At 66.7% G+C, this 13,801-nt stretch carries 11 protein-coding genes and 1 pseudogene; 1 reads left to right on the forward strand and 11 read right to left on the reverse strand.

The window, feature by feature from the left end; all coding sequences use genetic code 11:
* Positions 1-19: 19 nt before the first annotated feature.
* Together ACWEKR_RS03765 and ACWEKR_RS03770 are read right to left on the reverse strand one after the other, a co-directional pair.
* The gene (locus ACWEKR_RS03765) at positions 20-4,099 is read right to left on the reverse strand and encodes an NB-ARC domain-containing protein (protein WP_452353147.1); all 4,080 of its coding nucleotides are present in this window, start codon (positions 4,097-4,099) and stop codon (positions 20-22) included.
* Complete coding sequence (locus ACWEKR_RS03770) at positions 4,086-5,201, reverse strand: hypothetical protein (protein ID WP_452353148.1); 1,116 nt, start codon at positions 5,199-5,201, stop codon at positions 4,086-4,088. The genes ACWEKR_RS03765 and ACWEKR_RS03770 overlap by 14 nt, the downstream gene beginning before the upstream one ends.
* 303 nt (positions 5,202-5,504) lie before the next feature.
* Between ACWEKR_RS03770 and ACWEKR_RS03775 the strand changes: the two genes are divergently transcribed.
* On the forward strand, positions 5,505-6,128 hold the full coding sequence (locus ACWEKR_RS03775) for a hypothetical protein (protein ID WP_452353149.1): 624 nt from the start codon (positions 5,505-5,507) through the stop codon (positions 6,126-6,128).
* A gap of 329 nt (positions 6,129-6,457) precedes the next feature.
* Here ACWEKR_RS03775 and ACWEKR_RS03780 read toward each other — a convergent pair whose 3' ends face one another.
* From ACWEKR_RS03780 to ACWEKR_RS03820, 9 genes and pseudogenes are all read right to left on the reverse strand, one after another.
* The gene (locus tag ACWEKR_RS03780; RefSeq protein WP_452353150.1) at positions 6,458-7,084 is read right to left on the reverse strand and encodes a TetR family transcriptional regulator; all 627 of its coding nucleotides are present in this window, start codon (positions 7,082-7,084) and stop codon (positions 6,458-6,460) included.
* A 15-nt stretch (positions 7,085-7,099) separates the two neighbouring features.
* Positions 7,100-8,101, reverse strand: a complete 1,002-nt coding sequence (locus ACWEKR_RS03785; RefSeq protein ID WP_452353151.1) for an NADP-dependent oxidoreductase — start codon at positions 8,099-8,101, stop codon at positions 7,100-7,102.
* A 52-nt stretch (positions 8,102-8,153) separates the two neighbouring features.
* The gene (locus tag ACWEKR_RS03790) at positions 8,154-8,606 is read right to left on the reverse strand and encodes a MaoC family dehydratase (RefSeq protein WP_452353152.1); all 453 of its coding nucleotides are present in this window, start codon (positions 8,604-8,606) and stop codon (positions 8,154-8,156) included.
* Positions 8,607-8,623: 17 nt separating this feature from the next.
* A complete protein-coding gene (gene fabG, locus ACWEKR_RS03795; RefSeq protein WP_452353153.1) occupies positions 8,624-9,385 on the reverse strand; it encodes a 3-oxoacyl-ACP reductase FabG in 762 nt (253 codons plus the stop codon).
* 32 nt (positions 9,386-9,417) lie between these two features.
* A complete protein-coding gene (locus tag ACWEKR_RS03800) occupies positions 9,418-10,401 on the reverse strand; it encodes an NADPH:quinone oxidoreductase family protein (RefSeq protein ID WP_452353435.1) in 984 nt (327 codons plus the stop codon).
* 10 nt (positions 10,402-10,411) lie between these two features.
* A complete protein-coding gene (locus ACWEKR_RS03805; RefSeq protein WP_195089412.1) occupies positions 10,412-11,167 on the reverse strand; it encodes an SDR family oxidoreductase in 756 nt (251 codons plus the stop codon).
* A 24-nt stretch (positions 11,168-11,191) separates the two neighbouring features.
* Positions 11,192-12,409: an acetyl-CoA C-acetyltransferase gene (locus tag ACWEKR_RS03810; protein WP_452353154.1), complete on the reverse strand. Its 1,218-nt coding sequence runs from the start codon at positions 12,407-12,409 to the stop codon at positions 11,192-11,194.
* 75 nt (positions 12,410-12,484) lie between these two features.
* Positions 12,485-13,079: pseudogene (locus ACWEKR_RS03815) on the reverse strand (alpha/beta fold hydrolase); the annotation flags it as partial.
* Between the two features lie 525 nt (positions 13,080-13,604).
* A complete protein-coding gene (locus ACWEKR_RS03820; protein WP_452353155.1) occupies positions 13,605-13,799 on the reverse strand; it encodes a hypothetical protein in 195 nt (64 codons plus the stop codon).
* Positions 13,800-13,801 lie beyond the last annotated feature (2 nt).

Raw genomic sequence — 13,801 nt, forward strand, 5'->3', positions numbered from 1 at the left:
GTGCGCCGTCCGTGCGGTCTCATCGTTCGCACATCGTCAGGATGTGCACGGCACCGGCCGCCTCACCGCACGCGATACCGCCGTCCGGCAGCGCCGCGATGGCGGTGATCCGGCCGTCACCGCTGAAACAGGCGGTTTCCGTCGCCGACCCCATGTCGTAGACGGTCACGCGGTCGCCAGCGGCGATCGCGAGGCCCCGGTCATCGCCCAGTGCGGCGATCGCGCGCACCGGTTCGCTCATTTCGGCGATAACGCCGAGCGGCTCACCGTCGGATATCCGCCAGGACCGCACGGCGCCGTCGCCACCGCAGGTCACTACCTGTTGCCCGACCACGAGAATGCCGGTCAGTAGCGAGTCGTGGGCGTGCTGCTCCCAGACGGGTTCGGCCATGTCGAGGCACCACGCCGACAGTACTCCCGAGACGCATCCGGACAGGATGCGATGCTCGGTGCAGGCAAGGCTGATGACCGGGCCTCCGGTGCCGCGATAGCACCGAGTTCGCTCTCCGGTTCTCACATCCCAGACGCCGACCTGACCTCGCACGCCACCGACCACGATGTGGTGGTCCTCGAATCCGGGCACCGATATGTGTGGGGGCTCGGTCAGATCTATCTCGACTATAGAACCGGCCGGATTCGACATCGCACCGGTCAGGTTCACAAACCGCAGTCCGGCAGTTGTCGCCATGGCCAGATGGCCGGCGCGGACGACGACCCCGCACAACTCCCTTCGGAAGCCTTCCGTGCCGGTGTCGTGCCACGGATCGATCCGGGTGTCGTTGTCCGGCAATGGAAGGGACGAAGCGTCACCGCCTCGGCCGAATACCCGCCAACCAAGTCGAGGTACCTCGACCACTGCCACGGCTGGTGACGCGGTGACCGAGTAACCCGTCCTTCGGCCGGTTCGAAGATCCCACGTGGACATCGATCCATCGTCCGCGGTCACTACGAGTGTTCCAGCGTCGACAACCGTGAGCGATCCGATCCAGGCCGCATGCGTCGAATCCCTCCGCCCTGCTGCCGCTGTCACATCCCAGACCCGCAAGGTCGGCTCCTGTGCCGCGGACACGACGCGAGTGCCGTCGGAACTGAACGCGGCTGAGGCAATCCACCCGGTGTGACCGCGTAAGGCCCGAGCCGGCGATTCGGCCGTGAACCGTTCGCGCAATCGCAGGATGCCGTCGTCGGCACCGGACAGCACGTGACGTCCGTCGGGTGACAAAGCCACCATCTCAACCCACCCGGTATGTCTCCCGAGCTCCACGGTGTCGAGCCCCGGTCCGATGTCCAGAAGCTCCACTGCACCCGAGGCGCTGCCGAGGACGGCGGTGGAGCCGTCCGGCGTCACCTCCAGCGACCACACCTGTCCTCGGACGGGGTTCCGGTCGGCCCCGAGGGACGTCCCGTTGGTGTGATCCCAGCAATGTACGACGCCGTTGTCGGTAGCGAACAGGACATGGCGATCGGTCAGCGCCATGGCGCGTGACTGCACGCCATAGTGGGCGGTGTCGAAACACCACTTCGAGGAGAGATCGCGAACATCCCAGACGCGAAGCGTTCCATCCTCGGATTTCGACGCTATCGTGGTTCCGTCGGGGGCGGCGCGCACCGTGTAGACGATTCCGCGATGGCCCTCGAGCACGCCCTTCGCGGTGGCGGTCGGCCAATCCCACACTCGCACAGTGCCGTCCACCGATGCCGAAGCGAGCAGCGTGCTCTTCGGCACGAGCGCGATCGACCACACCGCGCCGTCGTGACCACGCAGGACATTGCCGAGACTGCCATCTGTCAGATCCCAGACCCGGATCGTGCCGTCGGCGGATCCCGACAGAACCCAGCGCCCGTCAGGAGATACGGCGAGACTCCAGATGCCTCCCTCGTGGCCACGCAGGTGGTATAGCTCTCGGCCATCGTCGGCCAGGTCCCAGACCCTGATGCTCCCGTCCCAGCCACCGGACACCGCGTACCGGTCGTCCGGCGTGAGCACCACCTCACGAACCGAGCTGGTGTGCCCGACCAACGTGAACAACAGTGGGCCGCCCGGAGCGGTCAAGCCGGCGGATCGCGGTCGCAGCCATGGCTCGCCCTCCCAATTCCGGGCGGCCGCAACGAGCTCCTGGACCTGCGGCGATACCGAATCGCCGAGGCGCCCGACAAGCTGCGCGGGGAGCTGCGCCCGGCTTCGAGTCAGGGCATGGCTACTCAACCGCAGGGCATCACCGACCGTAGCGATCGGGTCGGTTCGGGGCAGTAGTCGGTACGCGGCAAGCACTTCCGTCGCATTCGCCGCCCCCAAAACGGCCTGCAGCCAGCCCAGTTGCGTCAACAGACCGCGCAGCTGGCCGATCTCTCCGGCGGCGACGAGGTGATGCGGTAGGGAACGATGAAAATATCCGTCGTCCGGACCGTATTGCCACCCGTCCGGAGCCTGAGCGCGATACGCCGCCACGAGCAGTTGGTGCAACCCGGCCATGTCGGCGACCTGGCGACGCAGATAGTCGATCTGTAAATCGTGCAGGCCGAATCTGTCATCGCCTTCGAACCGGATCAGCGATCGGTCGGCGAGGCGGTCGAGTAGCTCCGTCACATCCAGGTCGTCGAGTCCAGTGCGCTCCCATAGCGCTCGCGCCGCGCTGACAGTGGGTTCGCGATCCGCGAATACCGCCAGTTCGAGGTAGCGCTGCCGGTCGTCCGGGTCAAGGGCGTCCACGCCGACGCTGATCGCGCGAAGCAGATCCGGATAGGGGTAATTGCCGAACTGCTGGGTGATCTTGCCGAGATCGGCCTCCCGCAATCGTCGCAGTACCCCGCGCCAGCGCTCCGATCGACCCGCGACCATAGCACCGGCCATTGCCATGGCCAGGGCGAGATATCCACATTCGGCGGCGATCTCCGCGGCTTCGCGGGGGAGTGCCTCCACTGTGGTGCGTGCCCATTTGGCCAGCAAGGACAGAGATTGGCGCAGGGGGAGTTCCTGCACCTCGAAGCACGATGACCCGAGGCCCCGTGCGATGGCGGCGTCGCGCGTGGTGAACACCAGTCGAGCGGGTGCTTCGACGACATCCAGATCGCCGAGATCCGTCGCGGACCAGACATTGTCTACGACGAGGAGATATCGACGTCCCGTCAGAAGCCGGCTCAGCAGTGCTCGGCCCTGCTGAGCGTCGGCGAAGACCGTCCCGGTGTGCCCGAACGCGGCCGCCACCTGTGCCTGCCTGGTCGGCAAGACCGGGTGGGGTCCGAGTTCGACCCAGACGACACCGTCGGGGAAGTCCGCTCGTACTCGGTCATCGCGGCATACCGCCGCTGTCAGAACCGATTTTCCGGCCCCGCCCATACCGACGACCGCGACGCGTCCACCATCGGACCCATCCCCTCGCAACGCCGAAATGACCGCCTCCACTTCGGACCGAATGACGAACTGGGGTGGTAGCACCGGAACATTCGAGAGCGTGGCGGCCGTGCTGACCGACCGGTCGACCTCGACGCCCACGTCCCGCAGGGTGCGGGTAAGGAGCGAAGTCGGGAGCATGAAACCGATCTTGCGGGCGGCGGCGCGATCGCGCGCGACTACCATGCCGACAACTCGATCGGCTGTCTCGTCGTACACCGCACCACCGCTGAAGCCGGCTTCGATAGCGGAACCGGGCACCTTGACGTCTTCGAGTTGATACCAACCGCCCCTCACACGATCACTGATCACACCTCCGGCCCACAGACCCGCGTCGTGGCCGTCAGGGAAGCCGTACACCCGGAACCGGTGGCCGCGGAGGGTGTCGGAGTCGAGTAGCTGGATCGGCTCGATCGGCGGCGGCGCTGCGAGCGTCAGTACCGCGATGTCACCGCCCTCCACATCGGATACGGGTGACCAGCCGACGACAGCTGCGGACATCGGTGCGATACCGCGGGCTTGCGTGAATTCGACCGACAGATCGGCAACCGGCCGCCGCACCGCCGAGGCGTCCACTCCGGTTGCGTCGCCGACGACGTGAGCGCAGGTCAGGACGAATCGCGGGGCAACGAGGAATCCGGCGCCGACGGTGACACCGTCGGCAGTGCGTACCGCGACCAATGCCCGCCGCCAGTCAGCTCCGCGCATTCCAGTGCTCCTCGTTCAGCTCGCACCATCCGTACCGCAGGTCGCCGTCCACCGTGCAGACGAAGATGTCCAGCCGTCCCGGACGCCCCGAGCACACGGCAGGTCGACCGACCGAGGCGATTCCATCGGTGACGACCTGGACAACCGTCGACGACGCGCCCGCGTCCAGGATGCGCGTCGTCACCCAACCGACCGTTCCGGCCGAGACTCCGAAGAACGCATCGATGCGGCACGGACTTGCCGCGACGGCCACCGGATCGGAGAGTGCCGGGGGCGCAGTCAGCACTTTGTCGCAGTGCCCGGTCCGCCACAGTCGCTCGGCTCTGGGTTCTAGCTGGAGGAGCTGATCATGATGTCGAGCGAAGGCAACGAGTCGATTCTCCGTCGACCCGAGACCGCGGCACCACACCATCGTCGGATCTCCGGTACAGCTCAACGGTTCTCCCGTCGCCGCAGCCACGGCCGGACCGATATCGAAGGTAGCTCGGCCGGGCAGCATGGGTGTCGACGTCCATTCGTGGGCGCGTTCTTCCGGGACGTGGAATTGACGGCGCAGCACCCCGTCGTCACTCCCGCGTGCGACCACCTCCACCCCGTAGAGACTCGTGACTACAGCAGCCGGCTGTCCGACCACTTGGCCGGCCAGGCTTTCCGGCCCCATGAGCCCGATCGGATGTTGATACCAATAATGCTCGAGCATCCCGGCGGCGCCGGTGGCGAACAGATCGAACCGGCCACGGCTCCAGCTGACGGCGCTCGCGTCCGACACCGCGCCTTCGGAACGGACGAGCCGCCACATCCCCCAACAGCCGGTGTATTCGCAATGCCACAGCCGCGTCTCGGCGTCGCGTATGAACAAATCCAGACGGTCCGCACCCCAGCTCACGAGCGTCGGTCGACCTACCGGCCGGGAGGGCACCGCGACGTGTGCGGTGGCGACAATGGTGTCGTTCTCGATGACGAGGTGAAGCAAGTCGTGCTCGGCTCCGAGTACGACCACATCGACACACCGCGACCGCCGCGCCACGGCCACCGGGTCGGCGACGATACCGGTGGCGAGCACCGAAAACGGCGGAACCGTCACCAGCGGAATGTCGTTCACTCCCTGATGATGCTACCGCCGCGCGATCGGCGCAGCGCTGTGGGCGAACTTGTCGGGCGTACCGAAGGTGAAGCGCCACGGAACGCCGGGCCGCTTCGACCACCGGGATACACGACACGGCGACTCGGCCGATCTCCGCCTCCACTGCACTGGGGCTGATCGTGGTCCGGCTTCCGTTCTCGTCGGTGTATCGGCCAGGGGACGGCTGGTGAAAACCTCTGTACTCGTACTGTTTCGGCGGTAGCATCCTGGCTTGGAGAAGCGACTCCGAAGAATCCGTGTCCGGGGAGGACCGTGGATCTGATGACGACCAGCGATTCGATACCTATTCCGCGGCGCACGCTACTGCGTATGGCTGTAGGAGTCGGAATAATCACTGCTGCCGGTTATTTCGGGATAGAGAACGCTGGGCCGGCCTCGGCAACACAGCGCCTGTGGAGAAGGTGTGCGCGTTGTAGTGGACTCTGGTTCTCGGGCAACGGTACGCGCGGTGGCTGCCCAGCCGGCGATATCTTCGACGGCGGCCACCATGAGGATGGAACCGGCGACTACATCCTCAAGGAAGACCCCGACGGCGGACAGGGCCAGTCCGACTGGAGATGGTGTCGGCAGTGCCAAGGACTCTGGTTCGAAGGGAATTTCGGCTTTCACGGAATCTGCCCTGCACCGCAATTCGGTGAGCAACCCGGTCACGTGGCTTTCGGATCCGGCAACTACCGACTGGAAGACGTGACCAATCGAGACGGGGTAGGCGGAGAACAAAAGTGGCGCTGGTGCCGCAAGTGTTCGGGCTTGTTCTACGACGGCAAGACTCCAGCAGCCTCGGGTGTTTGCCCGGCCGACCATCAGCACCACGACATCATCGGGAGCGGCAACTACGTTCTCCGCGCCGCGGATTCCACACGTCTACCGTCGCCGCCCTACTGATCTCTGCGGCTTGCGAGATCGGATCACTCTTCGCGATGGTGACTGATCGGTCCAAGTCGCTATAAGGTCCCACTATGTGCCCCGTCTTGGCGCGGCGGGGGAGCATCACAGAGCGGCGATTCTGGTCACGGCCGCCCGGGTATCTACTGCCTCCTGCGTCGGCATGCCGTGTATCGGCATGCTCGCCTGGACTCGGGCTGTCGCCGCGCAGCCCAGACCCTCGCCGGAGCGTCTGATCCGTCGAACGTTCCGAAAAGGCCGGTGCATGCCGGCTCGGTCCTCCCGCGATGTCGCGTGCCGTCGCTCCGCAGCTGAGTATCCCGAGATCCTTACGATCGACCGGCTTCCGGGGGACTCGGCCTCCGACCGCCCACGATGCGTAACGCGAGGTCCGCGTAGTAATCGCCGATGTCCTCCGGTGACCAGGAACCACCCTCGTGATACCAGCGCGCGATATCGATTCCCAGCGAAAGCAGGGCGGTCGCGGCCATATGGATGTTCGAATTCTCGAACACCCCGGCATCCGCCCCTCGCTCGATCAGGTTCCGGACCTCTCCTTCGATCGCACGCCGGGTTTCCTTGATCTCCTGCTGGTGTTCCGGGCTCAGCGCGGCGAGCTCGTAGTTGATGATCCGGGCGACGGTATGGGCGCGTGCGTGATGGATCGTGAACTCTCTCATCACGGTGATCAGTTGTTCGGCGGGGTCTTGTGCCGATGCGATGGCAGCGCGGACGCGCTCGAGGGTGTCCAGGTGACCGGCGCGCGAGATCTCGTAGAGCAATTCTTCCTTGGAACGGTGGTACACGTAGATCGCCCCCGTGCTCACTCCGGCGATCGATGTGATGTCGCGCGTCGTCGAGCCGTGGAAGCCGCGTTCGGCGAAGGCGACCACCGCCGCGTCGAGCAGCCGCGCTCGGGTCTGGTCCGCGCGGGAGCGGTCCTCTGTATCGGTCACCTGGACAGTATGGCGCTACACAGCGAGCACGAGTTTGCCGGTGTTGGCACCTGTGAACAGCATGTTCAAGGTTTCACCGAAGCGGGCGACACCGCCGTCCACGACATGCTCCCTGCTCTTGATCCTGCCCTCGGCCAGCCAATCGGAGATCTCCGCGACCGCCTCACCGTAACGATCCGCATAGTCGAAAACGACGAAGCCCGTCATGGATGCCCGGTGGACCAGCAGCGACATATACCGCGAAGGTCCCGGAGGGAGTCTTTCCGCGTTGTACGCCGAGATCGCACCACAGAGGACGATGCGGGCGCCACGCCGGAGGTTGGCCAGCGCGGCATCGAGGATGTCACCGCCGACATTGTCGAAGTAGACGTCGATCCCCTCCGGAGCCACCTCCCGCAGCCGCAGCAGGACGTCCTCACTCCGATAGTCGACGGCCGCGTCGAAGCCGAGTTCCTCGGTCAGCATCCGGCACTTCTCGGCGCCGCCGGCGATCCCGATGACTCTTGCCCCTTTGATCTTTGCGATCTGACCGGCGATGCTGCCGACGGCGCCCGCGGCCGCGGACACCACCACCGTGTCTCCGGCTCGCAGTTCGCCGACCTCGAGCAAACCGAAATACGCTGTCATTCCCGGCATTCCGAGCGTCCCCAGCCAGGTCGGACCGGCCGCCGCACGCAAATCGACCTTGTGCACCCCCCTGCCGTCATGGATCGCGTATTCGGTCACGCCGAAAGTTCCGCTGACGGCGTCGCCGACGGCGAAGTCCGGATGCGTCGACTCGACAACGGTCGCGATGTCCAGCGCCCGCATGACCTCCCCGACACCCACCGGCGGGACATAGGAGCGCACGTCGTTCAGCCATCCGCGCATGGCCGGGTCGAGCGAGATGAAATCCACCTCGACCAGGATCTGGCCCGGGGACAGCGCGGGCAGTTCCTCGGTTGTCAGGTTCCATGTGCCCGCGTCGGGCAGCCCCGACGGCCGTTTCGCGAGCCGCACCTGCCGGGTTGTTGTCACGTGATCTCCTCTTGTTCGCCGAACAGATCGGCCCCGAGTTCCGGATCGCTCATCACGGCACCAGCACCGCGACCGTCTCGGCCACGCACGCGGGCTTGTCCGAGCCCTCGAGCTGCACGGTCACTCGGGTCACCGCCTGTGACCCGATCGTGCCCGGCACGAGCGAGACCAGTTCCACACCGGCTCGAACCCGGGATCCGGCCGGGACCGGCGTCGGAAATCGCACCTTGTTGGTGCCGTAGTTGACGCCCATCGACAAGCCCCGCACCGCGTACACCTGTCCGGCAAGCATCGGCACCAACGAGAGGGTGAGAAACCCGTGGGCGACGGTGGTGCCGAACGGTCCGGCGGCGGCTTTCGCGGGATCCACATGGATCCATTGGTGATCCCCGGTAGCTTCGGCGAAGCGATCGATCTGTTCCTGGGTCACCGTGTGCCACTCGCTGTATCCGAGGTGGGTCCCGACTGCGGACTCCAGCTCGGACAGGCCCTGAAATACCTGCACAGCTCTCCTTCCTCGCTTCAGTTCCGCGGGCCGCCGGCCACGTAGATCACCTGGCCGGACACGAATCCGGCGCCCTCGCTCACCAGGAAAGACACGGTGTGCGCGATGTCGGCGGGAGTGCCGGTACGGGCGACCGGGATCTGGGCGGCCATCGCCGTCTTGAGTTCCTCGAAGGAGATGTTCATCCGTGCCGCCGTGGCCGCGGTCATCTCCGTCTCGATGAAACCGGGGGCGACCGCGTTCGCGGTGACGCCGAACTTGCCGAGTTCGAGTGCGAGTGTCTTGGTGAATCCCTGCAGTCCGGCCTTGGCGGCCGCGTAGTTGGCCTGGCCACGGTTGCCGAGGGCCGACGTGCTGGACAGATTCACGATGCGACCCCACTTCTGCTCGATCATGTGCGCCTGCACCGCCCGGGCCAGCAGGAACGAGCCGCGCAGGTGCACGTTCAGGACGGCATCCCAGTCGTCGACACTCATCTTGAACAGCAGATTGTCGCGCAGGATCCCGGCGTTGTTGACCAGCACCGTCGGTGCGCCGAGTTCGGCGGCCACCCGATCGACCGCCCGGGTGACGGCGGCCTCGTCGGCAACATCGACACCGACCGCGAGCGCGCGGCCACCGGCCGACTCGATCTCGTCGACGACCGTCTTGCAGGCGGCCTCGTCCAGGTCGAGCACGGCTACCGCCATACCGTCGGCGGCCAGCCGCCGGGCGACGGCGGCGCCGATTCCGCGTGCGGCGCCGGTGACGACCGCGGTGCGCTGTGTCGGATCGGTCATGAATACTCCTCGAAGATGTGATCGGAAATTACTCAGGGTGTGTAGACCACTCGGCCGACGGTCTCGCCGTCCGCGAGTCGCTGCACGGCGTCGGCGACGTCCTCCAGCCCCAGCCGAGCGCTGACCAGGGGACGGATCGCACCGTCGGCGGCAAGTGCGGTCAGCGCGCGGTGACATTCGGCGACGGCGGCCGGATCCTGGGTGTTGTACAAACCCCAGTGCAGACCGAGGATCGAATAGTTCTTGACCAGTGCGTGATTCAGTGCGGCGGTCTGGATCTCGCCGCCGGCGAATCCGACGACTACGATGCGTCCTTCGAAGGCAACGCATTTCGTGGACCGCTGGTACACCTCGCCGCCGACCGGGTCGTAGATCACGTCGGCACCACGACCGCCGGTTACGTCCTTGACGACGTCGACGAAGTCCCGCCGGCGGCGATCGATGACCACATCGGCACCCAAAGCCTCGGCGTAGGCCGCCTTTTCAGCACCGCCGACGACCCCGATCACCCGGGCGCCCGCGGCCTTGCCGAGCTGGATCGCGGCGCTGCCCACGCCACCCGCCGCGGCATGCACCAGGAGGGTCTCGCCCGCTGACAATCCGGCGCGCCGATGCAACCCGAACCAGCCGGTCTGGTAGCCGATGAACAGCGCGGCCGCCTCCGCGTCGTCCAACGACGGCGGCGCGGGGAAGGTCTGGGTGGCCTCCAGCACGGCGAATTCCGCGAAACCACCGTGGGGCAGCGCCGCGCCTCCGAGCACCCGGTCGCCGACGGCGATCCCGGTCACGTCGGCACCGAGCGCCACCACTTCGCCGCACACTTCGACGCCCGGCGTGAACGGCAACGGCGGCCGGACCTGATAAAGGCCGCGGCACATCAGTACATCGGGAAAGTTCGCCGCGGCGCCGGAGACGCGCACGACGACCTGGCTCGGGCCGGGCTCCGGAACTTCCACGTCGTCGAGCCGGAGCACGGTGCCCGGTTCGCCCAGCTCGTGGACTCGCCACGCCTTCATCCGCGCCATGTCAGACCCCACCGGTCAGCGTGACGCCACCGTCCACGACCAGCAACTGCCCCGTCAGCCAGCTCGCGTCGTCGGAGAGTAGAAACGCCACCACACTGCCGATGTCCTCGGGCACGCCGAGCCGCTTCAGCGGGTAGGCCGCGGCGACCTCGTCCTCCCTGCCGTCGTAGAGAGCGGTGGCGAACTTCGTCTTCACCACTGCCGGGGCGACGGCGTTGACGCGCAGGTGCGGGCCGAGTTCGACCGCTAGTTCCTGGGTGATGTGCGTGAGCATGGCCTTGCTCGAACCGTAGAAGCCGATGCCCGGCGCCGGCTTGAGACCGGCGACCGACGATACGTTCACGATCGCGCCCCCGAAGTCCTTCATCCAGGCCCGGTACGTTTGCTGCACCCACGACAGCGCGGCCAGGCAGTTGACCTCGACGATCTTGCGGGCCACATCCAGCGGCAGATCGACCATCGGCCCGAACGCCGGGTTGATGCCGGTGTTGTTGACGAGGAGATCGGCGCTGCCGAACGTGTCGATCGCGCGCGCGACGGTCTCCGCCTGGTGATCGACGTCATCGGCACGGCCCGCGACGGCCAGCGCGCGGTCCGGCCCGCCGAGTGTTTCCACCGCTTCGTCGAGGGCGTCCTGTTTGCGGGCGGTGATCACCACTCTCGCCCCCTCGTCCACCAAGCGCTGTGCGATGCCGAGCCCGATGCCTCGGCTCGCGCCGGTGACGATCGCTGTCTTGCCTTCGAATCTGTTCATCAATGCGTCCTTTTGTGGAGTCAGCGGTTACGACAGGCGCTCGAGCACCATCGCCATGCCCTGGCCGCCGCCGACGCACATCGTTTCCAAGCCGATCTGCTTGTCATGGAACTGCAGGGAGTTGATCAGGGTGCTGGTGATGCGGGCGCCGGTCATGCCGAACGGGTGACCGACCGCGATCGAGCCGCCGTTGATGTTGAGCTTGTCGAAGTCGACGCCCAGTTCCCGCGCCGAGGGAATGACCTGGGCGGCGAAGGCCTCGTTGATTTCGACCAGGTCGACGTCGTCGATGGTCATCCCGGCTCGGGCCAGCGCCTGTTTCGACGCTTCCACCGGCCCCAGACCCATGATCTCGGGCGACAGCGCGCTGACTCCGGTCGCGACGATCCGAGCCAGCGGCGTCAGGCCGAGCTCGGCGGCCTTGGTGTCGGACATGATCACGACCGCCGCCGCGCCGTCGTTGAGCGGGCAGCAGTTGGCGGCCGTCACCGTCCCGTCGGGCCGGAATACCGGCTTCAGTTCGGCGACCTTCTCCAGGGTGACGCCCGGCCGGGGGCCATCGTCCTTCGAGACGACACTGCCGTCGGGCAGGGTGATCGCGGTGATGTCGCGCTCCCAGAACCCGTTGGCGATGGCGGCCTCGGCGAGGTTTTGGCTGCGGACACCGAAAGCGTCCTGCTCGGCACGGCTCACGCCGCAGAGTTGCGCCACGTTCTCCGCGGTCTGCCCCATCGCGATGTAGATGTCGGGCAGCAGATCCTCGGTGCGCGGGTCGGTCCAAGCCTCGCCTCCCGCAGCGAATTTCTCGGTCCGGCGCACCGCGGCGGCGAATGCGGGGTTCTCGGTGCCGGGCATCCCGTCGGCACTGCCCCTGCCGTAGCGGCTCACGGTTTCCACACCGGCGGAGATGAACACGTCGCCCTCGCCGGCTCGGATCGCGTGCAGCGCCATCCGGGTCGTCTGCAAACTCGACGAGCAGTACCGATTGACCGTGGTGCCGGGCACTCGATCCAGGCCCGCCAGAATCGCCACCACCCGGGCGAGATTGAAGCCCGACTCACCGGCGGGCTGGCCACACCCGAGCATCAGATCGTCGATGCCGTTCGGTCCGAGGGCGGGCACCTTCGCCAGCGCGGCCCGCACGATCTGCGCCCCCAGGTCGTCGGGCCGCAGATCCCGCAAGGAACCCTTGCCGGCGCGACCGATCGGTGACCGGGCGACAGAGACGATGACGGCTTCGGGCATGACTGTTGTACCTCTCGAGCAAGTTACTGAGCGCTTGTTAACCTCCCGCCACCATGCTGGACAGATCGGCGGTGGTCAATACGTCACAGCAGATTCGGACTGTGACACAGAGCACATCTCGGGGGCGAAGGGCTGCGGAGCCTCCTGCGGCACGTTGTGCCCGATGCCGTCGAGCACCCGGTGCTGGTAGCGGCCAGTGAATCTGCCGCGGTAGGCCGGGCCGTCCTTGGCCGCGCCGTCGAAATCACTGGCCAGGGTGATGGTCGGCACCGCGATGGCCGGAGCGGCCGCGAGCTGCTGCTCGTAGCCGTCGTACTGCGATTCGCCCGGTGCCAGTCCGAGGCGCCAGCGGTAGTTGTGGATGACGATGTCGACGTGGTCGGGATTGTCGAACGCCGCCGCGCTGCGGTCGTGGGTGGCCTCGTCGAACTCCCACTGCGGTGAAGCGTTGCGCCAGATCATCGATACCGAGCGCGTCCATGAGATCGACCACGTCGCGGGCGATCGCCGACTGCTGGCCGTTGCGCACGGTCCGCTCGGATCGGAAGGTCGTCGGCCCGTAACCGCGCAAGTAGGGCACGATCACTCGGTAGCCCGCCGTCGCGAGCAGCGGCCCGACGTCGGCGTAGCTGAAGGGATCGTTCACGCGATGCGTGCGAATCCTCGGGGGATGTGTGGGTGTGGCGCAGGCCTGCGGAGAGTCAGCGTGGGTCGACAGGTCGGTCCACGCGGGGAGCATCGGGATCGCCGCTGAAACCACTGTCGGGCTCGCCTCCGGTGCCTGATCTCTCGCCTGCACCTTTTCCTATTCGGCGCGGTTTGGCCATGCGCCGGATACCGGCGGCCGGAGCATCGTCACCAGCTCGTTTCCGCCGCAACGCGTCGAGGTCGATGACACTCCCGCCCGGCTGGGCACTGCCCGGATCATCCGCGGGAGCCGAGTGCTGCGCCGCGCCGGGGTCGACCGGCCACCACCCTGTCTCCCGCTGCAGTTCCGATCGCAGTACGGGCTTGGTCGGTGCGGGGTCGTAGACGGAACCACGTTCCGAGCGCCAAGTCTTGTGGAGACGCTCGCCGGCCTCTTCCGCCACACGCCGCGGGCGTCGCGGTAGTCGGGTGACTTTCGACGTGCCGTCTCCTGCTCCGGGAATCTCCACAGCTTCCAATCCTTCTTCCAGCGTCCTACGCAACCGTTTCAGCTCGTCGAGGAGCCGGCGAATGCCACCGCACCCGTCGCCGCCGCGACCGCCGGAACGCCGAGCTGATGTTCGGACTCCTGGCTGATTGCGTCGCTCACGTCTGTATTCTCCCTCGAGCCGTCCGCCGAGAGCACGCGGCCGCCACGCACCAGCACCCGGTCCAGCGTGCCGCCGGGGATGAGGTCGGTCACAA

This window comes from Nocardia sp. NPDC004573 (genome assembly GCF_053602135.1).